Genomic DNA, 24383 nt, shown 5'->3' on the forward strand with positions numbered 1-24383 from the left:
CGGATGCCTTCTGCTTCTGCCGCACCGATTGCCGTCATGTGGTTTCGCAATGACCTTCGTCTTGCCGACAACCCGGCATTGAACGCCAGCGTAAAGTGGGCACAGCAAAATAACGGCATCGTGCTTCCGGTATTTATCCTTGATCAGGTGATTGATGCCCAATTGGGCGGGGCGACGCGCTGGTGGCTGGAAAAAACCCTGACGCGTCTTGATGAAAGCCTTGCAACGGTGGCCGGAAAAAAGGCCCCCTGTCTGCGGGTTTTCAGATCGGATGCGCGGGACGTTTTCAATCAGTTGCAAACTGATCACAAAATCGGCGCGCTTTTCTGGAATCGGCTTTATGACAAGGCGTCCATCGCACGCGATACTGATATCAAATCATCCTTGCGCGATCAGAATATCGAATGCGAAAGCTTCAATGGTCAATTGCTGTATGAACCATGGGAAGTCAAAACCGGTTCCGGAACCGACTTCAAGGTTTTCAGTCCGTTCTGGCGGGCGTGTTTGAAACTGCCAACCCCCGCAGAACCGAAAAAAGCCCCTGAAAGCATCCCGCTTGGCGATCTGCAACTGAGCGATGAAGCAGATATTGCCGGGCTTGATCTGTCGCCCAAGCCGTTTGACTGGGCCACCGGCTTTGCCGATCGGTTCACGCCGGGTGAACAGGGCGCGATGGATCAGCTACATGAATTTATTGATGGCAGGCTTTCTGATTACGCCGACCTGCGCGACCGGCCCGATCATCGGGTGACGTCGGAACTGTCCCCGCATCTGCGGTTTGGGGAAATCAGCCCGCGGCAGGTGTGGCACGCGGCAAACCATTATGCCGACGCCCATCCCGGCCAAGGCAAAACCGCATCAAAATTCATGGCCGAACTGGGTTGGCGGGAATTTGCCCATCACATCCTGTTTCATGCCAGGGATTTGAAATCCGTGCCGCTTCAGGGGCAATTCACCGATTTCCCGTGGGATGATGATCCGAAGGCGCTTGAACGCTGGCAACGCGGGCAAACCGGTTTTCCGATTGTCGATGCCGGAATGCGGGAACTTTGGCATACCGGCTATATGCATAACCGGGTGCGGATGATTGTCGGGTCGGTTCTGGTCAAACACCTTCTGATCCATTGGCGCGAAGGTCTGGCATGGTTTGACGATACGCTTGTCGATGCCTGCCCGGCCAATAATCCGTTTTCCTGGCAATGGATTGGGGGCTGTGGTGCCGATGCCGCCCCCTATTTCCGGATTTTCAATCCGGTCCTGCAAGGCGAGAAATTTGACCCGGACGGCCGTTACGTCCGGCAATGGGTCCCGGAACTTTCCGATATGCCCGCGCAATATATCCATAAGCCGTGGGAAGCATCCCCGCTGATCCTGAAGGCCGCAGGGGTGGATTTGGGGCAGAGCTATCCCGAGCCCCTGATCGGGGTCAAAGAAGGCCGTGAGCGGGCGCTGGCGGCTTATCAGGATATGAAACGGGCAGCGACCTAGCCGCCGCCCGGTTTCGATTTGCCGGGCGGGCTACTTCCAGAACGGTTTCTGCTTTTCGAATTTCTTCCATGCCTTATCAAGTCCCTGAAGGCGATGATCGGCGCGTGCACCGAACCAGCCGGAAATCAGGCCAATGGCGATCATGCCGTCTTTGGAAAGCTGCGGCCGCAAGGCCATCAGGCGGGATTCTGCCACGGCAACATCATTCAGCCAGCCAAGAATTTCCTGCAAACCCATCAGTTCCTTGCGGAATTTATTGACCGGTTTGGCCGCATAAACCTCGCCAAAGAAATCGCTGCCATAGCGCATCTGTTTGACATCCAGACGCAAGGCGTGAAGTTGTGGCACCGTAAGCTTGCCAACGTCGCCGCCGCGTTTGGTCAGGCGTTTATAGGCCTGGCTCAGCAAGGGTTCTGCCAGCTTGGTCACGGATGCCGACATCGCCTTCATCTGGGTCGCATCCGCCCCCGATGCCCAGCGCGAATAACTCGACCATGCGCCAAGCAACAGCAAAAGCTGCTGATACTCGAAACTTTCAAGCATTTCGCGCGCGATTACCAAGGCCGCTTCGCGCTGTTTGGTGGCAGCCTTGCGCAAATCGGCGACGCCGGGATGATCGGGAAACCGTTCCTCGACCATCGGCAGGGTTTCGGTCAGGAAAACATCCCAGTCGCGCAGACCATCAAGCGCCTTGGTGCAATGTTTCAGCAGGCGGCGGATCAGAACAGCCTCGCCCTGCGGCAGGTTTTTCTTGAACAGGTTGAACGCAACCCGAAGGCGGCGCATACCCACCCGCATCTGATGGCAGCCTTCGATATGAAGGTCATCACGCACGCAGACCTCGTTGCCAAGGATCATCCGAAGCCCTTGCGCAAGAACCGCCCGAAACGAAATTTCGGCCGACATATCGGCAGCAAGCCCGACCGGAGGGGCCTTATAGAAGCCTGGTGTCTCGTTAAGATAAAGCGCACGTCCGCGCGATGCCTTTGAGCGCAGGCTCAGGAACAGGGGTACGGTGCGTTGTAGTTCAAGTGCCAGATCAAACAGGGCGGCAGGATGGCCTTCCTTCAGCTCCAGCTCCACCTCGGACAGGGGTGATTCTTTTTCCGCGGTGCGCACCACACCCTGATCGATTGCCAGTTCCATGATCGCATCGCGATAGGTCAGATCAACCGCACTGCGTTTCAGATCGGTTTCAAAAATCCGTTCGATCTTTTTCTTTTTAACGTGCTTATCAAGCAGCCCGACGACGTCTTCATCGGTGAATTTATCCAGATCAAGAACGCCATCGGGCAGTTCGACATTCCATTCATGACGTTCCGGCAGGGCTTCGCGAAGTCCGTTTGATGCCTTGACGGTCTGCTCCCACCCGTTCGTTCCCTTCTTGCGCACACGCAACGCCAGCCCCTTGCGGGCCAGCGAAAGTTTGGGGGTGTCGTGATAGATGGACACAAGATGGGTGGTCAGAAGACGACGGCCTTCCTTGACCTCGCGCAGGACGGGTGCCTGCTTCAAACGCGATACATGTTTCGGATCGATACGGAGTTTCAGTTCGATCTCGATCTGCTTTTCGGCCATCAGGGTCCCCTGGATGTTTGTTATTGCAGCGCAGAACACGCTGTCTGCCATAACGTCATAGCCCGATTTGTGTTTCAGCAGTTTGAAACCAGCCGCCAGACATCATGGTAACGGGATGTAAAATTTCTGCAACATTCCTGACATAACTGTCTCTTTTCAAGCGTTAATGTTGCGGCTGACATCTTGCGCGCACGGTTGTTTTCATTTGAAAAGCGAACCGACGCGATACGTTCGTTTGAGCAGCAAAGGTATGAGGAATCATCAAAACACCCGGACGAATCGCAAATTTGTCGAGGGTGAAAAGCTGCCGTTGCCCGCGATTCCCTCCCCTTTTCTGACGGCATATAAAGTTTTTCAAAAAAGTTCTTGATTTGTTCTTTTATTTATGGCATAAGATAAAAGTCAACGGGAGAAATGCCCCCGGACCGAACCCCGCAAGGCCTTGTGCCTTGCGGGGTTTTGCGTTTGGGACCGGATCAAAGAGGTGATCAGAATGCGGGAACAAAGAAACAGACAGGACTGTGGGGTAATCCGCAGGATATGGGTCGGCGGATGGCGGAGCCATTACGGCGGCATTCCGCGTTCGTTCTAACACGCTTTTAATACGCTTATTTATCATGACGGGAGAGGTGCGTCTTGTCGGGGAAAGGACCCCCGATTTGCCGGAGGCGGCAGCGATGGCAGCAGCGGGCTTTGGCCCGCCGATGGTGGAAAGGTGGGGCCGTGCGCACGAAGTCCGTCTTTGGCGCGAATGACAGACGCCCGAAGTGTGTCCGGGCCGAACCGGTTGCCGGAAATGCCATCAGGGCCGAAAGTGATCAGAGCGGGTCAGAAGCCCGAGAGCCGTCGGTTGGCGAGGATGGCGAAGGCCCGAAGTTTGTCTGGGCCACATCCGTTGCCGGAAGTACCGTCTGGGCCGAGAGTGACCGGAGCAAGGCGGAAAGGCCGTCTGTCGGCGGGGAGATGGTGACAGCCCGCGCTGTGTCGGGGTTTCCGGGGGGCCATGACGACGCCAAGCATCCGCCGTCTACTGTCCGGATTCCTGATCCCGGATCATCCCGAGAGATTCGTTTGAGCCGGAAAAGTATGAGGAATCGTCAAAACACTCGGACAAATCGCAAATTCGTCGAGGGTGAAAAAGGTACCGTTGCTTGCAATTCTCGTTACAACTTTGCCTGTAATCCGCACCACCCCACACTTTCGGACAGGTTGCGAGGCATCGCCCCGTTGCTATTCTGAACCTGGACGTTAATCGAGGGATAGAATATGAAATTTGATAAATTTACTTTTCTGGCAGTAATTGCCGGAGCATTAGTTCTGAGCGCATGCCAGACCACGCGTGATTATGCATTTTCGGAATGGCAAGAGATGCCGATTGGCAAATCGCGATTTAATGTGCCATCCGTTTCCTCGGTACCAGTCACGAAGCTGGAACAGAATGACCGCAATAATGGTCAGGTCCAGAACGAGAAATGGGAACTGGCGTGTGGCCAAGGATATGTCTCTCTGGAATACACTTTTGACGTCTGGTTCACGCAGGGGGTGGAAGACAGCCTGAAGGATAAGGCAGAGTTTATTTCCCATTTCAAGGAACGCAAAATAGCGGTCTCGAACCTGAAGGCTGTTTCCAACGAGAACGGCAGGTCGGTCGGTTATATGGCAGACGCAAAACTGGCAGATGCTACAAGCTGCAAGGCTGCAATGTTCGGTTTTCGGGCATCCGCGGGTTCCAAAGGTTACAATAACGATCTTGGCGGTATCGACACCGTTGCAAATGCAATCTATTGCGGATCGGAGCCGTTCAATATGGAAAGGCTGACCTCACAAATCAGTCTTGTTGAAGACCGGGAAGCATATGCACTTGCAGCCCATACCTTGCCAAAGTTGACATGCAGGGGCAACCTGAACGCACAAGCCACCCCGAAAATGACGGTCAACAAAGTTGTTAGTGCCAGTATCAATTGGGCCAATCTTGCCAAAGATACGACGGCGGATGTCTGGTTGCGTCGCAATGACACCACAGGAAAGTTTGATGTCACCCTTGCAGGCAAGAATTGCAATGGCACCTTTACCACCAACGAAGCGGCAAAGAATAAAGGTGTCTGGGATTTGATTTGTGACGAGGGTAGCAGTGCAAGCGGTGATTTTGAAATCAACAACGCCAGGCAAATGACCATGCATGGTGTAGATCGCAATGGCAGGTCGATTATCGTTCAAATGCCGATTTAGACGATCAAGGCAACCTTCCAATCCAAACGGCTTGGAAGGTTTTCTTTGAATTTCTGACACAAAAAAACCCGGCCAATGGCCGGGTCGTTTTGGGCTACCTAAAGATGGTGCCCGGGGGCGGATTCGAACCACCGACACGCGGATTTTCAGTCCACTGCTCTACCAACTGAGCTACCCGGGCATTCTTTAAGCGTCTCCGTTTCCGGAGCGTTCCCTGCGGAACGAGCGGGGTTATACAAACTCCTTCGGGGCTTGTCCAGCCTCAAATCGCATTTTTTTTATGCGCGAAAATCTTCTTCATCTTCAAGGTCTTCAAGATACTCCGGCGGTTCGGTCGCCGGGACGGCATAGCTTTCATTGAGCCATTTGCCGAGGTCGAGATCAGCGCAGCGTTTCGAGCAGAACGGCCTGTATTTTTCCACCACCGGCTTGCCGCACATGGCACAGCCCGAGCCTGCTGTTTTAACTGTGTTTTTTTCAACCATATCAGAGTTTCTCCAGCCTGTAGTCAGCGCGCGAAAGGCTTTCGTCGGCGGCCAGTTCCGGCGCCATCCCCATCGCACGTTCAAGAATTTGTTGCCCGTGGCTTCCCGGCGCAAGGTCCGCGACAAGGTCCTTTGACAGATACAGTCTGTATCGACCGCCCTGCCCGCTGCGCGTATCGCGAATCACGGAACGCAGCACAAAGTTCAATGCTACCGTTCGCGTCGGCATCGGATCAGGCAGCCTGCCTTGCATCAAGTCGACAAGGGCAATGCCGCCGCGCTGCCGGGTCAGTTCAAACAGACCCAATCGTGTGAACCCGCCAAACTGAACCGCACCGCTCATTTCCGGGCCAAAGGCATCACGAAGGGCGGTTTCGAACCGGTCGCGCGATGCCTTGCCCGCCATGCGAAGCGGATCAATCACCACCAGACCGCCAATATTGCGCAACTGCAATTGGCGGACAATTTCGGGTGCTGCGCGCAAGTTGACCTGCTCTGCCCGCCTTGCCTGATCATTGTCGGAATCCGATCCGCCCGCATTGACATCAATCGCACAAAGTGCGGTCGTCTGTTCGATGGCGATCCAGCCACCGCCCGGAAGCGGCACACGCGGTTGCAGGGCGGTTGCGATATCGTCTTCGATATCCTGATCATCAAATAGCAGGCGCGCGCCATCATGACGGATCAGGTGCGCATCATCCAAACCACGTGCGCGCAACAATCCACGCAAACGCACAAATTCGTCCGAACCATCAACAATGCATTCGCCGCCCGCCATCACGTGGCGTTCGATCAGCTGATCGGCATCCGACAATGCCTTGAAAACCACAACCGGCATTGCCGGTGATGCAAGGGCCGCCTGGGCGCGTTTCCACACAGCCCGAAGCTGTCCAAGTTCGCCTGCCAATGCTCCGTCATCCCAATCGATTGCCAGACTGCGCAGCGTGATGCCCTCTTCGCGGGCGATCAGCCCCTTGAACAGGGTCATGAGCACCGCACGCCGGTTTTCGTCCTTGAGCTTGCGGGGGAGTTCCACCAGACCGCCGCGCTTTGCGTCGGTGGGATGCTCGTTCGGGCGCAGGATCATGCCCAGCCCCTCTATCGCGATGCGGCCGGTCAGTTTCGGGCCTTTATCCTCGAACCCGAGGCGGGAAATCTGCACGATGACCCATTGGCCTTCATGAAGCGGGCCGTCAATGCGATCAAACGGCAACAGACCATCGGCAACGCCATCAAGAACCACCATGGCCGCCGCCATTTCAGGAAGAATTTTCGAAACACGGCCCAGATGGATATCAAACCGCGCCGGGCCACCGCGATCAATCCACAAACGCGCCAGCCGGTCATTGCGGATCAGGGCGATGCGCCGTTCGCATGCGACGGCATCAATCAGCAGGCGGTCTGTTTCTGTTCCGCCAGCCATCATGATCACATCCCCTGTTTGAAACCAAGACCGCGCAGCATCCCGTCAGCCTCGCACAGCGACAGGCCAACGACATTGGAATAGGACCCGGTGATGCTTTTAACAAACGTTGCGGCAAAGCCCTGAATGGCATAAGCGCCTGCCTTGCCCTGCCATTCGTCATGGGCCAGATAGCGCACAAGATCGTCATCGCCAAGGCGGCGGAAAATCACCTGTGTTTCGATCACGCGCGCGCGGGTCGTACCATCGGGCGCAACCACGCAAAGACCACCATAAACACGGTGACGTCGACCGGAAAGCAGCGAGAGGAATTTGCGGGCCTCGTTCGTATCGGTCGCCTTGCCCAAGGCGCGACGGCCACAGGCCACAACCGTGTCGGCGGCAAGAACAAAGCATCCCGCATGGTCGGCGGCAATCGCACGTGCCTTTTCCTCGGCCAGGCGCAAGGCAAGCCGACGGGGGCTTTCATCATCATGCGGAGTTTCGTCGATATCAGCAGGGATAACCTGATCTGGCACAATTCCGATCTGTGCCAGCAGCTCAAGACGCCGCGGCGATGCAGAGGCCAAAATCAGTTTCGACAAGTCGCGGCTCCCCACAGACATCCAAAGCCAAACCAGAAGGGTTGTAGACACAGCAAAACGCAACCTTGCGCGCAAACCTAAACTGCGCGCCCGGCAACGTCAATTTTTGCGGTATTACAGGTTCCGGATTACTTGAAACGGAAGGTAATACGACCCTTGGTCAGGTCATAAGGCGTCATTTCGACGCTGACGCGGTCACCAGCAAGAACACGAATGCGGTTCTTGCGCATCTTGCCCGAGGTATGAGCAAGAATTTCGTGATCATTGTCCAGCTTCACGCGAAACATCGCATTGGGCAGAAGTTCGACAACAGTGCCCTGAAACTCGATAACGTCTTCTTTAGCCATGAGACTCCTAGCTTTCGTATTGCAATACCAATTACCGGTGGCCCGCAAACTGCTCCGAACGCGCAAAAAGGTCAAGCCCTTTCACGCAAGGGACAAAGCGGCCCAGCACTGCATTTCAATCATGCCCTGCGTGATGGCATTAACCCGCACCGGGAAATCATGTTGTTTCCCATGACCGATCCCCTTTATGGTTCCAAGGCCCCCATCAAGGACCCTGACCATGACCGCCAATCATCCCCATCCCGTCAACCCGCCCCAAATCCGGCCCGCCACCGCACAGGATGTTGACGATATCCATGCCATGCTGTTTGAAATTGCCCGTGCTACCGGGTGCGAGGATAAATTCAAAAGCACAGCGGAAGATCTGGCGCGTGATGGGTTTGGCCCCAACCCTGCGTTCGAGGCCCTGATTGCACATGACGGGGATACACCGGTCGCACTTTGCCTTTATTTTCCGAGCTATTCGACATTTCGTGGCAAGGCTGGGATTTACATTCAGGACCTGTTTGTCGCCCCGGAATATCGTGGCGGCGGTTTTGCCCGTCATCTGATTGCAAAGGTTGCCGAACGGGCCCGAACACGTGGCCAGCATTATATCCGCCTGTCGGTCGATGCCGAAAACGTCATCGGGCAGCGGTTTTATGCCCGTATCGGCATGCGACATGCCCATGATGAAAGAATATACGTGCTGGACGGGGATGCGTTTGACGCGCTGATTGACGGCCCGTACGGAGCGTCTGTTTAGACCTTGGGTGTCAAACCTTGGGTGCAGGGCCAACCGGGAAGCGTTCAAGGATGCGTTTTTTGATCTGGTCGCGGACCTGTCGATAGGCTTCAAGGCGGATTTCGCGTGAACCTTCGACAATCGTGGCGTCGAAGGTATTCCAGAATTCGACATCACAGGCCATGGTGCGGGTCATTTCGACCGCCCTGTGCTGGGCTTCGGGTGACAGGGTGATGATCAGATCGAAAAACCCGTCTTCAAGTTCGTCAAATGTCTTGGATTTATAGGTCGAGATATCCAGCCCGATTTCTTCCATGACCGCGACGGCAAAACCATCAAGATCACCGGCACGCAAGCCGCAGCATTCAACATACACCTTCGTTCCGTGATAGTGACGCATAAGCGCAGCCGCCATCACGGATCTTACAGCGTTGAAGCTACAGGCAAAAAGAACCGAACCGGGGAGTTCTTCTGCCACCGTGCCCTAACCCCGGATATGAAGGACGCAGATCAGGGTAAACAGGCGACGCGCGGTGTTTTCATCAATCGTCACCTTTTCCGACAGCAGTTCGCGAAGCTGTTCGGATCCTTCGTTATGCAGGCCGCGGCGCGCCATATCGATGGTTTCGATCTGTGCGGCACTCGCCTTTTTGATCGCGTCGTAATAGCTTTCGCAGATCATGAAGTAATCCTTCACGATCCGGCGGAACGGGGTTAACGGCACGACAATGGTGGTCAGGTTTTCGGTATCGTCATCGCCGCGCACATCCATATAGATGCGGTTGTCCTCGATGCGCATATGAACGGAATACGGACCTTCGAAGCCGCCCTTGGGCACGAAATGGTTATCTTCGAGAAGGTCATAGATGGCCACCGCCTGCTCGTGCTCGACCTCGGGGCGGCGACGCACCTTGTATTTCTCGTCGAGATAGATACCGGCAATGCATTGGTTGTCTGCAATTTCTGCCATCTTAGTCTCCCTGCGATCCCTCGGCGCTGCACTGCAACAGCTTACATGCGGTTGGACCGGATCGCCACAGAAAGTCCGTGTGCCTGCAAACCTTCGCTTTCGGCCAGTGCAATCGCCGCCGGGCCGATTTTGGCCAGACTTTCAGGCGTGCATTTGATCAATGACGACCGCTTGATGAAATCAAGCACACCCAGACCCGACGAGAAACGCGCCGAACGGGCGGTTGGCAGAACGTGGTTTGGCCCGGCAACATAATCGCCAATCGCCTCGGGCGTGTAACGGCCAAGGAAAATGGCACCGGCATGATGAATGTCTTCGGCAAGTGCGTCCGGGTCATCCACAGCCAGTTCAAGATGTTCCGGTGCGATCCGATCAACCAAGGCCGGAGCCTGCGTCAGATTTTCGACCAAGACAATTGCACCAAAGTCGCGCCAGCTTGCCCCGGCGATTTCGGCACGCGGCAGTTTTTCAAGATGCGCGTCAATGGCGTCCTGAACACGATCGGCAAAAGCCGCATCATCGGTAATCAGGATCGACTGTGCGACCGGATCATGTTCGGCCTGCGACAGCAGATCAGCCGCGACCCAGCTTGGATCGTTGGAACCATCGGCAACAACAAGGATTTCCGACGGACCGGCGATCATGTCAATCCCGACCTGCCCGAAAACACGACGCTTTGCGGCCGCGACAAAGGCATTGCCCGGACCAACGATCTTGTCGACCGGCTTGATGGTTTCCGTGCCGTATGCAAGGGCGGCAATGGCCTGCGCCCCGCCGATACGGTAAATTTCGTCAACACCGGCAATCCATGCGGCGGCCAGAACCAGCGGGTTCATTTTATTGTCGGGGGTGGGGACGACCATCACCAGACGTTCGACACCGGCAACCTTGGCCGGAATGGCATTCATCAGGACGGACGACGGATAGGATGCCAGCCCACCGGGCACATAAAGACCGGCGGCTGATACCGGACGCCAGCGCCAGCCGAGTTCGACCCCGGTTGCATCGGTATAACGTTCGTCAGACGGCATTTGCCGATCATGGTAGGAACGAATGCGTTCAGCGGCCAGTTTCAGCGATTTCAGAAGATCAGCATCGATTGCGGCAACGGCAGCATCGACTTCGTCCTTTGTCACAACCATACCGGCGGCATCAATATTCAGGCGATCAAACTTGTTGGTGTAATCACACACCGCTTCGTCACCGCGCGCGCGGACATCGGCAATGATATCGGCAACCGCAGCATCAACATCGGCATCCGATTCCCGCTTCATGCCAAGCAGTTTGACAAAGCCGTCTTCGAAATCGGCATCGGTGATTGAAAGTTTAATCGGCATTGCGCACCTCGGAGAAACGGTCAATCCAGGGCTGAACATCGGTCGGACGGGTTTTAAGCGCGGCCCGGTTGACGATCAGGCGCGAGGTGACATCGGCAATATGTTCGATTTCGCGAAGCCCGTTGGCCTTAAGCGTATTACCGGTCGATACAAGGTCAACGATACGACGGCACAGGCCAAGGGTTGGTGCCAGTTCCATCGCCCCGTTCAGCTTGATGCATTCGGCCTGCACCCCACGCGCGGCAAAATGATTGCGGGTGACGTTGGGATATTTGGTGGCAACACGGACATGCGACCAGCGCGACGGATCATCGCCATCGATCATTTCTTCGGGTTCGGCCACGGCAAGGCGGCAATGCCCGATATCGAGATCAAGCGGCGCATAGATTTCGGAATAATCGAATTCCATCAGGACATCATTGCCGCATACCCCGATATGCGCCGCACCAAAGGCAACGAAGGTTGCAACGTCGAAGCTTCGCACACGAATGATATCGATATGCGGATGATTGGTGGCGAAACGCAGGGCCCGGGATTTCGGATCGTCAAATGCGGCTTCCGGTTCGATCCCGGCTGCGCGCACCAGCGGCATTACCTCGTCAAGAATGCGCCCCTTTGGCAGGGCCAGCACCAGCTTTTCGTCACTCATCAATCAGTCGCCTTACGCGTTTATCTGTCTGTCCCGGCCTGCTGGCCGATAGCCCATGTCATTATGCAGGGTAATTATGCAGGAACACGGACACGTTCGATCTGCGCCCCGCAGGCGCCAAGTTTTTCTTCCAGCCGCTCATAACCGCGGTCCAGATGATAGACACGGTTAATAATCGTCTCGCCCTCGGCTGCCAAGCCTGCAAGTACCATCGATACCGATGCGCGCAGATCGGTCGCCATGACTTCGGCCCCCGACAGTTTGGCACTGCCGCGCACGATGGCGGACCGGCCATGCACGTTGACATCAGCGCCCATGCGGCTCAGTTCCGGGACATGCATGAAACGGTTTTCAAAAATCGTTTCGGTAATCATGGATGCGCCATTGGCGACTGCCATCAGGGCCATGAATTGCGCCTGCATGTCGGTCGGGAAGCCGGGATAGGGTTCGGTCATGACATCAACGCCCTTTAGGGCGGCGCGATTGCCGCGCACGATCATGCCGTCTTTGGTTTCCTCGATCTCGACACCGGCCTTGCGCATGGAGACGATCAGGCTTTCGATCAGTTCGGCTTTGGTGCCGACCAGCTCGATCTCGCCCCCGGTAATGGCGGCGGCAATGGCATAGGTACCGGTTTCAATGCGGTCCGGCACGACGGAATGTTCCGCACCATGCAGGCGTGATTTGCCGGTGACCTTGAGCGTATCGGTGCCGATACCTTCGATCTCGGCCCCCATCGCGACAAGGCAATGGGCCAGATCGGTGACTTCGGGTTCGCGCGCGGCATTGGCGATTGTGACCACACCATCGGCAAGGGACGCCGCCATCAGGGCGTTTTCGGTCGCGCCAACCGATACCTGCGGGAACAGGATATGCCCGCCCTTGAGCCCTTCGGGGGCGCGGGCTTCGATATAGCCCTCGGTCAGGTGGATTTCAGCACCCATGGCTTCAAGCGCCTTCAGATGCAGGTCAACCGGACGGTTGCCAATCGCACAGCCACCGGGCAGCGACACACGTGCCACACCACACCGCGCGACCAGCGGCCCCAGCACCAGAACCGATGCCCGCATTTTGCGGACCAGATCATAGGGTGCGGTTGTCGATGCGATTTCCCTGGCCGTCATTTCCAGAACCCGACCGGTATGGCCGCCATTGGGCGCATGGCCGTTCATATGCAACGCGACACCATGCTGCCCCAACAGGTTGGCCATCGATGTGATATCGGCCAGATGCGGCAGGTTGGAAAGGGTCAGCGTCTCATCGGTCAGAAGGGCTGCTGCCATTAGCGGAAGGGCCGCATTCTTGGCACCGCCAATTGCAATTTTGCCCTGCAAGCGGCGACCGCCGGAAATCTTGATCTTGTCCATTCAATCCTCGTATGACCATGCCGATTGCGACATGGCGGTTACTCGTGTCTTTGGCGATGCCGCCTTTATGCCATTGCCTTTATCACAGGCGTGGCAGCGTGACACCTTTTTGGCCCATATATTTTCCTGCACGATCCGCATAGGAGGTATCGCATTCGCTTTCGGCTTTCAGGAAAATGAACTGGCAGGCCCCTTCGTTGGCGTAAATGCGGGCCGGAAGCGGCGTGGTATTGGAAAATTCAAGGGTGACGTGCCCTTCCCATTCCGGTTCCAGCGGCGTGACATTGACGATGATGCCGCACCGCGCATAGGTCGACTTGCCAAGGCAGATCACCAGCGTATCGCGCGGGATACGGAAATATTCCACCGTGCGCGCCAGGGCGAAACTGTTGGGCGGGATCACGCAGACATCGGTCTGGCGATTGACGAACCCTGCATCGGAAAATTCCTTGGGATCGACAATGGCCGAGTCGACATTGGTGAAAATCTTGAATTCGTCGGCAACCCGGGCATCATAGCCATAGGAACTGACCCCATGGGAAATCACGCCATCGCGCCGGAAACCGTCGACAAACGGTTCGATCATGCCTTTTTCCTGCGCCATCTGGCGTATCCAGTGATCCGGTCTTACCGACATATCGCCACCCCTGTTATGCAAATTGGCATTGTGCCATTGGTTTTACCCGTGCGGGGCATGCAAGATCAACCGGGTGATGCGGGCAACGGGGCCAATTTGGTATTTTTCTTGAAATGGGGCTCCGAAACCGGTGGGAAGCGGACTAATCCTTGCCCGAACCGTCCGAACCCCTGCCCTGTTCGTCCGCCTCGGTATTCTGATCCACCGTCTTGCGCGAACGCTGCTGCTGTTTTCGGCGCGCCAGATTGGCACGCAGGGCTTCGGCTTCGCGCTTTTTGCGTTCTTCGTTGGTCGCGGGATATTGCTTGCTTTGCTGTGCTGTCATCTTGCCAATACGTTTCTGGTTCCAAAGGTCCGGCTTTTATAGAATATTCCGAAGCAGAATGCAGCCTTGACCAACAAAATTGCACCATCCGCGCAAGATCAAAAATCTTCGCATAATTCGGGCTTGACCAATTGCCAGCCAGTGGCCTATAACCCGCCCGCACCGCAAGGGCTCGATGCTGCTGTAGCTCAGGGGTAGAGCACTCCCTTGGTAAGGGAGAGGCCGGGAGTTCAAATCTCCCCAGCAGCACCATTGCCCGACGATCAGCCTTTTTTAAGGGCTGCTGTAGCTCAGGGGTAGAGCACTCCCTTGGTAAGGGAGAGGCCGGGAGTTCAAATCTCCCCAGCAGCACCATTTTCCAGATATTTACGACCTGCCCTGACAGACGCACAACCCGACTGTGCGATGGTGTTTTTTTTCCGCCCAAGATGCAATTTCTGCCTATCCCTTTGATGTGGGCGGCACTCTTTTGCATAGCGACGGGTCAAATCCCCCTCTCCGAACGGCAACTTTTGCGTGTAAATCCCGGCATGTTAATTGCTTGGATTGTTTCCTCAATTGCATGGGGAACGCATCATGACCATCCTGACAAACACATATAGTGCCAGCTCCGCAAATGCTGCCTATGCGTCTTCGACGCAATCTTCAAACGGGTCGCATCCGACCTTTAGCGAGGAAATGTATTCCGATCCGGAAATGCGCCCTTATCTCGAACAATATTACGAGAAAGCCTATGCCCCGATGCGCGAACGCATCGCCGCCATGCGCGAAGATGGATATACGCCCAAAACCATCCAGACCGAAGACGGTGGCATTGCGCAGGAAATTTCGGCGGATCAATATGAAGCCATGATACCGGATTTCGACAAATGGCTTGAAGGTCAGAAAACCATCATTCCGGGGATTCGTGACTCTGTCGACATATTCCGCGAAGGTGCGCAAAGGCATGTTGATTATCTGGAAAAAAATCATCCGGACAGTCAATCGGACGTCCGGGCCGTGTTTTCCAATGGTGATCAGATTCTGGGATATCTGTATGAAAACGGGGGAATGGTGACGCACGATAGAGGCAGCCATCTGCGGACATATAGCGATCAGGCAGACAAGCTGGGTTTGAGAGGCCAGGCGCGTGTTGATTACATCGCCGATGCCATATCGCGCGATTATTCCAGCATCGATGTTTCGCGCTATGACGACCAGAACGCACCGACACGGCGTGAATTTTCAGAACGCTGGTATCCTGATCACGATGTGGACCAGTCATATCAGGCCAGCCTGCAAGAGGCACGATCACAGCTTGCGGCGGCAGAGGAACGCTATCGCCAACAGCAGAGCAACATCACCGAGATGCATAGCTATCTTCTTGGCCTGATGGAACAGGAACAGCAGGCCTGAGCGGACCGAGTGCGTTATCCGTAAAAGGACATGTACCATTCGACGAAACGACCGATGCCGGTTTCAATCGAGGTTGCCGGCTTGAAGCCGACGGCATCGGTCAGGGCATCGACATCGGCATAGGTCGCCGGAACGTCGCCCGCCTGCATCGGCAGCATGTTTTTCTCGGCCGTTTTGCCCAGTGCCTTTTCGAGCGTTCCGATCATGTGCATCAGCTCTACCGGACTGTTGTTGCCGATATTGAACACGCGATAGGGTGCCGAACTGGTTGCCGGGTCCGGTTTGGCCGGGTTCCAGTCGGGATTAGGGGCAGCAACGGTTGAAATGCAGCGATGAACACCTTCGACGATATCGTCGATATAGGTGAAGTCGCGGCGCATTTTTCCTTCGTTAAAGACGTCAATCGGACGTCCTTCCAGAATGGCCTTGGTAAACAGGAACAACGCCATATCAGGCCGCCCCCAAGGACCATACACCGTAAAGAAACGAAGGCCCGTGGTCGGCAAGCGGTAAAGATGGCTGTAGGTATGCGCCATCAGTTCGTTGGCTTTTTTCGATGCGGCATACAGGCTGATCGGGTGATCGACATTGTGATGCACCGAAAACGGCATTTCGGTATTCATGCCGTAAACCGAACTGCTTGAAGCATAGACCAGATGCTTCACACCGTTATGACGGCAACCTTCAAGGATATTGGTAAAACCGACAAGGTTGGCGTCAATATAGGCATGCGGGTTTTCAAGCGAATAGCGAACGCCAGCCTGGGCCGCAAGGTTGACGACATAGGTCGGCTTTTCGGTTGCGAACAGATCAGCAATACCATCGCGATCTTCCAGATTCATGCGGACAAATTTGAAACCGTCCCGCCCTTCAAGCCGTGCAAGCCGGGCTTCTTTCAGCGTGACGTCATAATAATCGTTGACGTTATCAAGCCCGATTACGGTGCTGCCCTGATCCAGCAGTTTCTGGCAAAGATGCGATCCGATAAAACCGGCAGCCCCGGTGACCAGAACCGTTTCATCTGCGGGAATGACAAAGTCGGACATCACGATCAGTTTTCCTGTCTTGAAAGGCTATTGCCCAAGAATTGGGGGCATCCAAAATCCAGACTTTCCTGTAACAGCCTATAGTTTGGCACGCAAGACAGCATGCTTCATGCAAGGCACCAAAGGTATAGACACCGGGCGAGACTCCTGCGAATTTTCCTGCTATCCTTACGTATCGATTTTGTATCGCCACGGAAAACCATTTCGATCCGATGATTACGACCGGTCAAACCATAACGAACCCCGCTGGTGGTGGATTGGGCATCGTCCTGAATGTCAGGCAGATTGCGCAAACCGCTGATGGCAGTGTTTTGGCCGAATACGAAGCGATAGAAGTTAAGTCTGGCGAGAAGTCAGGGCTGTCGCAAGGACCTTATGGTATTGGAGGCGAAGCAGGCACCGGACTTCGCACCCGTATTGTAGACCCCAGAACGCTGACCGAAGCACAGGCCGTTGCCAATGGCGCCAGCCGAAGCGAGTATCGCGAAGCCCTTGAAGCAAGCGACAACAAGGCGGACAGTAATAATTCCGGCGCAAAAACTTCTGGTGAGCTGAGTGCGACGGAAAAAGCTGACATATCGCGATTGCAAGCCCGCGATTCTGCCGTAAAGCAGGAAGAAAAAGCGCATGCTGCCGCGGCAGGGCCTTATGGCTCTGCCCCGCAATATGAATACCAGATCGGACCAGACGGAAAGGCATATGCCATTGGTGGACATGTTGATGTCGGCGTCAGCCTTTCGGGTAGCGCAGAAGATAAGGAACGCGCGCTTGCGACCCTTCAGAATGCAGCGCTTGCTCCCAACGCACCATCAGGCGCGGATATGGCGGCATTCCGACAGGCAAGCCTGCAACGTGCAACGATTGGTGGCGATCAGCCAAAATCGATCCCGGGTTACGGACAACCGCAGAACGACGCGAACGACATTTTTTCGATTTATGCCTGATTAAAGAATCCAGACACCTTAGAATCCGGTCAGTTTCACTATGCAATATGCGACAATATTTTTATCATCCTTAAACAAATACTATCCTCACGGATAATTCCGCCCCCTGAAATCCGTCCTGCAGTTTGACAGGACATCAGAATTATTTAATGCTGCGCTCGCGTCCGGGGGGACGCGAAATTTGGAAGATGACAACTTTGCGTGTTTCCGTATGTTTGGGTGCGGGACGCGATACCGGTACCGCCTTTTGCGGGAGACGGCTAAAAACGGGTACGGCACAATAACATGAACATCCTGCTAGCGGACGACCATGACCTCGTTAGAGACGGGATCACATCCTTTCTGAAAACGGCGGCGCCAGAAGTCGAAATTGCCCAGGCAAAAGACTTTGCCGAAGCACTTTCCATCGTCGATGGCGATACGCCGGTCGAACTGACGATCCTAGATCTCAACATGCCGGGCATGAACGGGCTTTCGGGCCTGACCGTAATGCGGCAGAAACATCCGGAAATTCCGGTCGTCATTTTGTCGGGATCGGTCAAACGCAGCGATGTGCTCAATGCACTTGAACATGGTGCGTCGGGCTATTTGCCCAAAACCCTGTCTGGCAAGTCGCTGATCAATGCGCTCCGCCTGATCATGTCAGGGGAAAAATACATTCCGTCGGCACTTCTGGAAGATGATGGCAGCAACACGCGTCCGGGTGAAATTGATCTGGATGGGCTTGCTCCTGACAATCCCCTGCGTCAACTGACCAATCGGGAACGTGAAGTTCTGGCCCTGCTGACCAAAGGTCTGTCCAACAAGGAAATCGCCAAACAGCTTACGGTCCGCGAAATCACGGTGAAGGTTCACCTGACCGGTATTTTCAAAAAGCTTGGTGCCGCGAACCGTACACAGGCGGTTAAAATAGCCATGCAGCTTGGCTGGGAAGCCTGATTTTCCCGCATCAAGCCGAAGCTTTCAAAACCCGGCCCCTTGGCCGGGTTTTTTGTATTTCAGCCCGCAACGACTTCGGAAATTTCATCAAGGGTTGCCAGAAGCTCTTTTAAATCAAGCGGCTTTGCCATCACCATGACCGGCGCATCATCCCCATCCTCTGTCGGCCTGTCGGCATCCCCCGGATGACCGGTCATAACGATCACCGGCAAGGCGGGATTGCGTGAACGCAGTTCCCGAACCAGACTATTGCCATCCATCTGCGGCATCCGGATATCGGTAATCAGGATATCGGGCTGCACAACACCGGCCAGTGCAAGCGCATCTTCGCCGTCGCTTGCCGCCGAAACCGAGAATCCCTGCGCTTCGAGATAGGCTGCGATGATCTCCATCGCATCAATTTCATCATCGACAACCATGATCCGCAAATCGCGCGACCTTGCCTCCGAAACTTTTTCCTGCTGAGGCAATAACGGGGCGTCATCAGACGGATCATTCTCATCCCCCTGCGTTTCGCCGATATGCGTCGCAGGCAGAACAATCTCGAAACAGGCACCGTCTCCTTCATTGCGAACATCAATATGCCCGCCCATTCCCTCGACGATGCCATAGCTTACCGAAAGGCCAAGCCCCGTTCCCTTTCCGACATCCTTGGTCGTAAAGAACGGATGGAAAATAAGGCCAATGGCGTCCTCGGGGATGCCGCCGCCATTGTCATTAATCGCAATTCGAAGCACTTCCTGATCGGGATCAAGCATGGCTGTTAATCGAATGAGCCCGCCAATCCCGCCGGTATCATCGCCGTTTTCCGTGATTGCATCACGCGCATTGGTCAACATATTGACCAGAACCTGTTCAAGCTGGACCTGTCGCCCAAGCACCTGGCAACTTTGTGCCGATGGAACGACATCGACGACGATCCCTGCCAAACGGCAATCATGCTCGATCATGTCCACCGCACGGGTGACCGCGCGCATCGGATCGAAAAGCTCGAAATCGTCCTCGTCTGGCCGACTGTATATCTGCAAATGTCGAATAATTTCGGCCATACGCTGGGTTTGCCCGCTGATCAGGGACAGTCGCTCTCTCTGAAACGAGGGTTGAACCTTTTCAAGTTCATATTGAAGCGCGCAGGTATCAGCCGCCATCCGAATGACATTAAGCGGCTGGTTCATTTCATGGGCGACGGATGCGGCCATCTCGCCAAGGGTCGCCAGCTTGGAGGTCTGAACCAGTTGCCGTTCGATTTTGCGCTTTTCCGTCACATCCTCGGCCAGCATCAGCATGGCTGGCGCGCCTTCGTGGGTGAAGGCGATGGCGGACACTTCAAGTTCGACATTCTCGCCGTCGCCCCGTCGGCAGATGATGACAAAATCCGCCCGCCCCGTATAACCGCCAGCGTAACGGGCAATATATTCGCTCATGATTTCGCGGCTGTCTGGATGGACCATCTCCATGAAGCTGCGCCCGACCAGTTCGGAACTGTCGTTACCATGCAGAATGGCAACGCCCTGCTGGTTGATATAGGTAATTTCCTCACCGCTAAGCACCGAAATCAGTTCCGGTGCCAGTTCCACCAGCTTGCGATACCGTTCTTCGCTTTCCTTCAAAGCCTGCTCGGCACGCGACCGTTCAATCGCATAACGGATGGATCGGCGAATGGTCCTGCCGTCGGGGAATTCTTTGGTCAGGTAATCTTCTGCGCCGTGCTGAAGGGCTTCAAAGGCAAGTTCTTCGTCCTTGTGGCCGGTCAGGACAACAACCGGTGCACTATGCGCGCAACCGCGAATTCGGCGGATGGTTTCAACCCCCGATGAATCGGGCAGCGTCAAATCCAGCAGAACAACATCAAACTGTCCATCAGGTGACGGATCATTCAGCAGGGCCATGGCCGAAGCAAGATCGGACCGATGTTCGATACCGAATTGCTCACCGGTTTCCTCCAGCAATGTTTTTACAAGGAACGCATCGCCGGGATTATCTTCGACCAGAAGGATGCGAAACCGGTTTTCGGTCATATGGCACGGCCCATTCATTTCAGAATTTCAGGATTGGCAGCTCGGATCAGACTGATTCTGCATATATTTGCCTCTGCTAGCAATCCTGCACATCAATCAGCAAACGCCCGCGCACCTGCCCTTTGAGGATTTTTTCGCCCCACGGCAGGATATCACGAAGTCCAACCTTTGTTGTCACAGCATCCAGTTGATCCATGGGCAATTCCTGTGTCAGACGTTTCCAGGCTGTGACGCGCTTTTCATAGGGGCACATCACGGAATCAATTCCGATCAACCGGACCCCGCGCAGCAAAAACGGGAGAACCGTTGCAGGCAAATCCGGCCCGCCAGCCAACCCGCAAGCAGCAACCACGCCATGATACTTCATTTCCGATAAGACATGCGCCAGTGTCGTGCTGCCAACACTGTCAACAGCCCCCAGCCAACGCTCGCTCAGCAAGGGCTTGCTTGCCTCGCTTAACTCTGATCGATCCAGAATTGAATGCGCACCAAGGCTTCGAAGATAGTCATGCGTGTCAGCCCGCCCGGTCGAGGCGGCAACACGATAACCAAGATTGGAAAGAAGACCTACCGCGACCGAACCAACACCGCCCGCCGCCCCGGTAACGAGGATTTCGCCATCCTGATCGGGAGATACGCCCTGCTCTTCCAGTGCCATGACCGCCAGCATGGATGTAAAGCCCGCGGTACCGATGGCCATGGCGTGCGCGCCATCAAGCCCACCTGGCATTGGCACCAGCCAATCGGCTTTGACGCGGGCATACTGGGCATATCCGCCCCAATGCGCTTCGCCAACCCGCCATCCGGTCAGGATGACCTGATCGCCGGGCGCATAACGCGGATCATCCGATGAAATCACTTCGCCGGCAAAATCGACACCGGGCACATGCGGGTATTGCCGGACAAGACGGCCAAGCCCGTTCAGGATCATGCCGTCCTTGTAATTCAGGGTCGACCATCGTACCCGAACCAGCACATCGCCGTCAGGCAGATCATCAAGTGTCAGATTTTGAAAATCGGCCTGAACTGATTTTTCCTGCTGGCGCAGAACCAAGCCACGAAATGTATCTGCCATGGTCGTATCCCCGTTTCATGATGGAATTGCATCCAAGCTTAAAAGGGCGGGGCAAAGACTGTCAAAGGCGCAAAAGTCGTGTCTTAACCAGCAGACGGAGTTTTCAGGAAGCTGTCATCAGGTCCTGTAAGCATCACAATGCCAATCAGAACCAGGATCAAAATCAGAAGATACAGCCATTTACGAGACTTTGCCGGCGTCTCAAGATTGTCGGATGCCATATCCGATTTTATGGATGGCGGCAGGCTTTTATATGAAAGCCATCCCAACAGGGGCACGATAACAAGATCATCAATCCAGCCAATACCGGCAATGACATCGGGCAACAGGTCAATCGGGCTAACGAGATAGATAATCCCGGCCAGCAACAGGAACTTGCTTCGCAGTGGCACATCCGGTCGAAACAGGCTGCGCAACAAATTGGGAATAATCGCCCAGACAGTCGGTTTGGCCATTGGATACTCCAGACATTAACCCTGCATTACCAACGCGTCAGGTCGACTTGGCGATATCAGCGACGCGCCGTATCCAGAGGAAGGCTTACCTGCATATATGCGCCACCTATTGAACTGGCCTTTTCCAGATCAAATGCACCGCACAGACTGCCACAAGATGCGTTATCGGCATTCCCATAACGGATGGCATACATTTCAAACCCGGATTTGTAGGCAGGAACCGGCACAAGATTGAGCTGGCTTCTCTGATCCCCCACAGCCACCTGAAGCCACGCCATGGAAACGGCAAACAGCAACACCACGATCATTGTCAGATGCTCGGTACGGATCATCTTTCTGGTCCGGAACAGTTGAAACAAAATTCACATGATAAGCAAATGCATTAGCATGCGAATTGTTCCCGATTGATCGCAAACAGGATTGTCCGGACCTTAAAATTTCAGCTTTAAGAACGCCCGCCATTAAACTCTTTGAGGCTTGGCGATCGTAAGTTTCTCTGCCGCAAACAGGGGATAGCGATAATTGACCGATACCGTTTTGCCATCGGTCGTTTCAATTTCGGTTTTCACATCTCTGTCTGCCCGAATATCGTCGACACCTGACAGGTGCATTATTCCAATGGTGGCATGCGGTTCGTTGGGTTCGACAAAAACCGATTTCTCTGCATCCCAGAATGGCTTGTGCTGGCATTGCCACATTGCATAGGCAGGCAGGTATTCGGCCTTATAGCCTTCAATGTGGATGATCTTGCCCAAAGACAGCTGCTCGGCCGGGAACATCTTTCCCTTCATGGCAGCTTCAACAATAACTTCCTGCCAACGCTTCCAGTGCGGCGCCTTTGCTGCAATCGCGAATGTCGCCGCAGACAGCACATAGTGGGGGATCATTTTTTTGGCTGTCGCCCAGCCAAAAGCCTTTTTGCCATTGGCGTTATAGAAACTGCCTATTTTCCGGGGCCATCTTCCAAGCCACGAAATACGGATCGGCTTTGGATAAGATCGATCCGCACCGTTCGTGATCGCCAGACGGTCGCCTTTCGCAGCGGATCGAATGAACATCTCTACAGATGACCAGTCCTGAACCCAGGTATCGCAGTCCATCCACAGATATACGTCATATCCGGGAAATATTTCGGGGATGAAGGGGCGGCAAATACACGCCTTGAGGTAGTCCTTACCTTTTGATTTTTCTTCCGAAATGCCATTGGGCCAGTCAGGGATAACGAGTTGGTTGACCAGAGGTGACAGTTGTTCCCTCTGGGATTCAGCCAAACCTGCATCCATCACACAGATGTCGATATTTCGGTCGACAGAGAATTGTCTGACCGAATGCACCATTTCGATCAACAAAGGAAAATAGTTTTTGTCGGAACCTGAAACGATGGCGATCCGCATGCTTCCCCGCTTAAACAAACCGATAATTCATTTTAAAAACTTACATGAAAATTCAAAAACTTTGTCAACAGACAGGTCCGTCATCAAAGACTTCTGAGATTTCCAGTCGACACCGTCAGCCAAAATCTGATCATAGTTGCGATCCGTGCAGACATAAGCTGTCTTCTTACCATATGGCGCATAGTTTTCCGGTCGGGATGGACCAAAAAGCCCCACGGTGGGAGAACCGGAAGCCGCCGCCATATGCATCAAGCCGGAATCATTACCGATATAAAGATCCGCCTTCTCCAGACAGGCTTGCACGGTCAATAAATGCTCGGTTCCAAAAACAACCGTTCTGCGATCATCCGCAATGGATGAAATCAGTTCCTGCGCCTTTTCGATTTCAGAAGGCGCACCAACAAGCAAAACATGCGCATTCGGCAAAGAACCCGTTATAGACGTCAGCCGCCCGACAAGGTCCTGAAAACGATCAATCGGCCACATCTTTCCTCCCCAGTTTGCCGTCGGGCCAACCACAAGAAGCGGTCGCCCGGCAAAAGAGGAAAGAATTTCCTGAGCCCGTTTCACATGTATCGGATCAAGCCATATTTTGGGATATAGAGGACGATCAACACCGATCAGACGCGCAAGCTGCTCCACCCGGTGGACACTGTCATCGTTGCCTTTGAGCACCACCCGCTTCCAGCCCGGCAACACATAAGCCGTCGCACTGCCACGCAGATCGACGATGATGTCCCACCAGCGAAACGCGACCGATTTCCAGAGCTTCCACCAATGGCCGCCGCGTTTCTGCTTTGGCATTTCGATGATGCGTTCAAGCCCCGGCACCGCTTCAAAAATCGGGGCGGCGACCGGGCCGCAGGCAACCGTTACCCTGATGCCGGGATAGGTTTCGACATAGTGGCGCAGCACCGATGTCGAAAGAACGGCATCGCCCAGCCGGTTCGAGGTGATGAACAGCAAACGCACGG

Annotated in this window: 25 protein-coding genes and 3 tRNA genes; 8 read left to right on the forward strand and 20 right to left on the reverse strand. The window is 54.8% G+C overall.

Annotated elements, in window-relative coordinates:
- Positions 1-3 precede the first annotated feature (3 nt).
- Positions 4-1488 carry a deoxyribodipyrimidine photo-lyase gene (locus P8T57_RS03895; RefSeq protein ID WP_341364654.1) on the forward strand — a complete coding sequence of 495 codons (1485 nt, stop codon included), beginning with the start codon at positions 4-6 and terminating at the stop codon, positions 1486-1488.
- 30 nt (positions 1489-1518) lie between these two features.
- Here the strand turns inward: P8T57_RS03895 and P8T57_RS03900 are convergent, their stop codons facing one another.
- Positions 1519-3066, reverse strand: a complete 1548-nt coding sequence (locus P8T57_RS03900) for a CYTH and CHAD domain-containing protein (protein ID WP_341364655.1) — start codon at positions 3064-3066, stop codon at positions 1519-1521.
- A gap of 1266 nt (positions 3067-4332) precedes the next feature.
- Between P8T57_RS03900 and P8T57_RS03905 the strand changes: the two genes are divergently transcribed.
- Positions 4333-5295 (forward strand): hypothetical protein, encoded by a 963-nt coding sequence (locus P8T57_RS03905; RefSeq protein ID WP_114094787.1) that lies wholly within the window; start codon positions 4333-4335, stop codon positions 5293-5295.
- Positions 5296-5400: 105 nt separating this feature from the next.
- Here the strand turns inward: P8T57_RS03905 and P8T57_RS03910 are convergent.
- From P8T57_RS03910 to infA, 5 genes are all read right to left on the reverse strand, one after another.
- Positions 5401-5476: transfer RNA gene (locus tag P8T57_RS03910), tRNA-Phe, on the reverse strand.
- Positions 5477-5573: 97 nt separating this feature from the next.
- The gene (yacG, locus tag P8T57_RS03915) at positions 5574-5780 is read right to left on the reverse strand and encodes a DNA gyrase inhibitor YacG (RefSeq protein WP_007092056.1); all 207 of its coding nucleotides are present in this window, start codon (positions 5778-5780) and stop codon (positions 5574-5576) included.
- A gap of 1 nt (position 5781) precedes the next feature.
- Positions 5782-7206, reverse strand: coding sequence for a ribonuclease E/G (locus tag P8T57_RS03920; RefSeq protein ID WP_341364656.1), 1425 nt, complete (start codon positions 7204-7206; stop codon positions 5782-5784).
- Between the two features lie 2 nt (positions 7207-7208).
- On the reverse strand, positions 7209-7787 hold the full coding sequence (locus P8T57_RS03925; protein WP_341364657.1) for a nucleoside triphosphate pyrophosphatase: 579 nt from the start codon (positions 7785-7787) through the stop codon (positions 7209-7211).
- Positions 7788-7915: 128 nt separating this feature from the next.
- On the reverse strand, positions 7916-8134 hold the full coding sequence (gene infA, locus P8T57_RS03930) for a translation initiation factor IF-1 (RefSeq protein WP_007092059.1): 219 nt from the start codon (positions 8132-8134) through the stop codon (positions 7916-7918).
- Positions 8135-8354: 220 nt separating this feature from the next.
- Here infA and P8T57_RS03935 point away from each other — a divergent pair, with 220 nt between their 5' ends.
- A complete protein-coding gene (locus P8T57_RS03935) occupies positions 8355-8879 on the forward strand; it encodes a GNAT family N-acetyltransferase (RefSeq protein WP_341364658.1) in 525 nt (174 codons plus the stop codon).
- 10 nt (positions 8880-8889) lie between these two features.
- Here P8T57_RS03935 and P8T57_RS03940 read toward each other — a convergent pair whose 3' ends face one another.
- From P8T57_RS03940 to P8T57_RS03970, 7 genes are all read right to left on the reverse strand, one after another.
- Positions 8890-9336: an arsenate reductase ArsC gene (locus P8T57_RS03940; protein ID WP_007092061.1), complete on the reverse strand. Its 447-nt coding sequence runs from the start codon at positions 9334-9336 to the stop codon at positions 8890-8892.
- Between the two features lie 6 nt (positions 9337-9342).
- On the reverse strand, positions 9343-9819 hold the full coding sequence (locus P8T57_RS03945; RefSeq protein WP_110252823.1) for a UPF0262 family protein: 477 nt from the start codon (positions 9817-9819) through the stop codon (positions 9343-9345).
- Between the two features lie 50 nt (positions 9820-9869).
- The gene (hisD, locus tag P8T57_RS03950; protein WP_341364659.1) at positions 9870-11165 is read right to left on the reverse strand and encodes a histidinol dehydrogenase; all 1296 of its coding nucleotides are present in this window, start codon (positions 11163-11165) and stop codon (positions 9870-9872) included.
- On the reverse strand, positions 11155-11814 hold the full coding sequence (hisG, locus tag P8T57_RS03955) for an ATP phosphoribosyltransferase (protein WP_007092064.1): 660 nt from the start codon (positions 11812-11814) through the stop codon (positions 11155-11157). Before hisG ends, hisD begins: the two co-directional genes overlap by 11 nt.
- 74 nt (positions 11815-11888) lie before the next feature.
- Positions 11889-13181, reverse strand: a complete 1293-nt coding sequence (gene murA, locus P8T57_RS03960; RefSeq protein ID WP_341364660.1) for a UDP-N-acetylglucosamine 1-carboxyvinyltransferase — start codon at positions 13179-13181, stop codon at positions 11889-11891.
- Positions 13182-13263: 82 nt separating this feature from the next.
- Positions 13264-13818, reverse strand: a complete 555-nt coding sequence (gene dcd, locus P8T57_RS03965) for a dCTP deaminase (RefSeq protein WP_341364661.1) — start codon at positions 13816-13818, stop codon at positions 13264-13266.
- 142 nt (positions 13819-13960) lie between these two features.
- Positions 13961-14143, reverse strand: coding sequence for a hypothetical protein (locus tag P8T57_RS03970; protein ID WP_341364662.1), 183 nt, complete (start codon positions 14141-14143; stop codon positions 13961-13963).
- Between the two features lie 177 nt (positions 14144-14320).
- On the opposite strand from P8T57_RS03970, the gene P8T57_RS03975 reads away from it, so the two are divergent.
- From P8T57_RS03975 to P8T57_RS03985, 3 genes are all read left to right on the forward strand, one after another.
- Positions 14321-14395 (forward strand) — tRNA-Thr (locus P8T57_RS03975).
- A 27-nt stretch (positions 14396-14422) separates the two neighbouring features.
- Positions 14423-14497 (forward strand) — tRNA-Thr (locus P8T57_RS03980).
- 222 nt (positions 14498-14719) lie between these two features.
- Positions 14720-15538 (forward strand): hypothetical protein, encoded by an 819-nt coding sequence (locus P8T57_RS03985; RefSeq protein WP_341364663.1) that lies wholly within the window; start codon positions 14720-14722, stop codon positions 15536-15538.
- Between the two features lie 14 nt (positions 15539-15552).
- Here P8T57_RS03985 and P8T57_RS03990 read toward each other — a convergent pair whose 3' ends face one another.
- Positions 15553-16584, reverse strand: coding sequence for an NAD-dependent epimerase (locus P8T57_RS03990; RefSeq protein ID WP_341364664.1), 1032 nt, complete (start codon positions 16582-16584; stop codon positions 15553-15555).
- A gap of 212 nt (positions 16585-16796) precedes the next feature.
- On the opposite strand from P8T57_RS03990, the gene P8T57_RS03995 reads away from it, so the two are divergent.
- Both P8T57_RS03995 and P8T57_RS04000 read left to right on the forward strand, forming a co-directional pair.
- Positions 16797-17528 carry a putative metalloprotease CJM1_0395 family protein gene (locus P8T57_RS03995; RefSeq protein ID WP_114094776.1) on the forward strand — a complete coding sequence of 244 codons (732 nt, stop codon included), beginning with the start codon at positions 16797-16799 and terminating at the stop codon, positions 17526-17528.
- Between the two features lie 285 nt (positions 17529-17813).
- Positions 17814-18467, forward strand: coding sequence for a response regulator transcription factor (locus P8T57_RS04000; RefSeq protein ID WP_007092070.1), 654 nt, complete (start codon positions 17814-17816; stop codon positions 18465-18467).
- A gap of 59 nt (positions 18468-18526) precedes the next feature.
- Here P8T57_RS04000 and P8T57_RS04005 read toward each other — a convergent pair whose 3' ends face one another.
- From P8T57_RS04005 to P8T57_RS04030, 6 genes are all read right to left on the reverse strand, one after another.
- Entirely contained in the window at positions 18527-20485 is a 1959-nt protein-coding gene (locus tag P8T57_RS04005) for a response regulator (protein ID WP_258548472.1), read from the reverse strand.
- A gap of 76 nt (positions 20486-20561) precedes the next feature.
- Positions 20562-21560: an MDR family oxidoreductase gene (locus tag P8T57_RS04010; RefSeq protein WP_341364665.1), complete on the reverse strand. Its 999-nt coding sequence runs from the start codon at positions 21558-21560 to the stop codon at positions 20562-20564.
- An 83-nt stretch (positions 21561-21643) separates the two neighbouring features.
- Positions 21644-22015, reverse strand: coding sequence for a DUF1232 domain-containing protein (locus P8T57_RS04015; protein WP_341364666.1), 372 nt, complete (start codon positions 22013-22015; stop codon positions 21644-21646).
- A 56-nt stretch (positions 22016-22071) separates the two neighbouring features.
- On the reverse strand, positions 22072-22347 hold the full coding sequence (locus tag P8T57_RS04020) for a hypothetical protein (RefSeq protein WP_341364667.1): 276 nt from the start codon (positions 22345-22347) through the stop codon (positions 22072-22074).
- 129 nt (positions 22348-22476) lie between these two features.
- Complete coding sequence (locus P8T57_RS04025; RefSeq protein ID WP_051682413.1) at positions 22477-23409, reverse strand: glycosyltransferase; 933 nt, start codon at positions 23407-23409, stop codon at positions 22477-22479.
- Between the two features lie 27 nt (positions 23410-23436).
- The gene (locus tag P8T57_RS04030; protein ID WP_037992252.1) at positions 23437-24381 is read right to left on the reverse strand and encodes a glycosyltransferase family 9 protein; all 945 of its coding nucleotides are present in this window, start codon (positions 24379-24381) and stop codon (positions 23437-23439) included.
- Positions 24382-24383 lie beyond the last annotated feature (2 nt).

This window comes from Thalassospira sp. SN3W, assembly GCF_038070535.1.
In the GTDB taxonomy this organism is placed as follows: Bacteria; Pseudomonadota; Alphaproteobacteria; order Rhodospirillales; family Thalassospiraceae; genus Thalassospira; species Thalassospira xiamenensis.

Bases quoted from the DNA above. Each gene is read 5' to 3' on its own strand.
- P8T57_RS03895 (WP_341364654.1), top strand. From the start codon at position 4: ATGCCTTCTGCTTCTGCCGCACCGATTGCCGTCATGTGGTTTCGCAAT.
- P8T57_RS03900 (WP_341364655.1), bottom strand. From the start codon at position 3,066: ATGGCCGAAAAGCAGATCGAGATCGAACTGAAACTCCGTATCGATCCG.
- P8T57_RS03905 (WP_114094787.1), top strand. From the start codon at position 4,333: ATGAAATTTGATAAATTTACTTTTCTGGCAGTAATTGCCGGAGCATTA.
- yacG (WP_007092056.1), bottom strand. From the start codon at position 5,780: ATGGTTGAAAAAAACACAGTTAAAACAGCAGGCTCGGGCTGTGCCATG.
- P8T57_RS03920 (WP_341364656.1), bottom strand. From the start codon at position 7,206: ATGATGGCTGGCGGAACAGAAACAGACCGCCTGCTGATTGATGCCGTC.
- infA (WP_007092059.1), bottom strand. From the start codon at position 8,134: ATGGCTAAAGAAGACGTTATCGAGTTTCAGGGCACTGTTGTCGAACTT.
- P8T57_RS03935 (WP_341364658.1), top strand. From the start codon at position 8,355: ATGACCGCCAATCATCCCCATCCCGTCAACCCGCCCCAAATCCGGCCC.
- hisD (WP_341364659.1), bottom strand. From the start codon at position 11,165: ATGCCGATTAAACTTTCAATCACCGATGCCGATTTCGAAGACGGCTTT.
- hisG (WP_007092064.1), bottom strand. From the start codon at position 11,814: ATGAGTGACGAAAAGCTGGTGCTGGCCCTGCCAAAGGGGCGCATTCTT.
- murA (WP_341364660.1), bottom strand. From the start codon at position 13,181: ATGGACAAGATCAAGATTTCCGGCGGTCGCCGCTTGCAGGGCAAAATT.
- dcd (WP_341364661.1), bottom strand. From the start codon at position 13,818: ATGTCGGTAAGACCGGATCACTGGATACGCCAGATGGCGCAGGAAAAA.
- P8T57_RS03970 (WP_341364662.1), bottom strand. From the start codon at position 14,143: ATGACAGCACAGCAAAGCAAGCAATATCCCGCGACCAACGAAGAACGC.
- P8T57_RS03985 (WP_341364663.1), top strand. From the start codon at position 14,720: ATGACCATCCTGACAAACACATATAGTGCCAGCTCCGCAAATGCTGCC.
- P8T57_RS03990 (WP_341364664.1), bottom strand. From the start codon at position 16,584: ATGTCCGACTTTGTCATTCCCGCAGATGAAACGGTTCTGGTCACCGGG.
- P8T57_RS03995 (WP_114094776.1), top strand. From the start codon at position 16,797: ATGATTACGACCGGTCAAACCATAACGAACCCCGCTGGTGGTGGATTG.
- P8T57_RS04000 (WP_007092070.1), top strand. From the start codon at position 17,814: ATGAACATCCTGCTAGCGGACGACCATGACCTCGTTAGAGACGGGATC.
- P8T57_RS04005 (WP_258548472.1), bottom strand. From the start codon at position 20,485: ATGACCGAAAACCGGTTTCGCATCCTTCTGGTCGAAGATAATCCCGGC.
- P8T57_RS04010 (WP_341364665.1), bottom strand. From the start codon at position 21,560: ATGGCAGATACATTTCGTGGCTTGGTTCTGCGCCAGCAGGAAAAATCA.
- P8T57_RS04015 (WP_341364666.1), bottom strand. From the start codon at position 22,015: ATGGCCAAACCGACTGTCTGGGCGATTATTCCCAATTTGTTGCGCAGC.
- P8T57_RS04020 (WP_341364667.1), bottom strand. From the start codon at position 22,347: ATGATCCGTACCGAGCATCTGACAATGATCGTGGTGTTGCTGTTTGCC.
- P8T57_RS04025 (WP_051682413.1), bottom strand. From the start codon at position 23,409: ATGCGGATCGCCATCGTTTCAGGTTCCGACAAAAACTATTTTCCTTTG.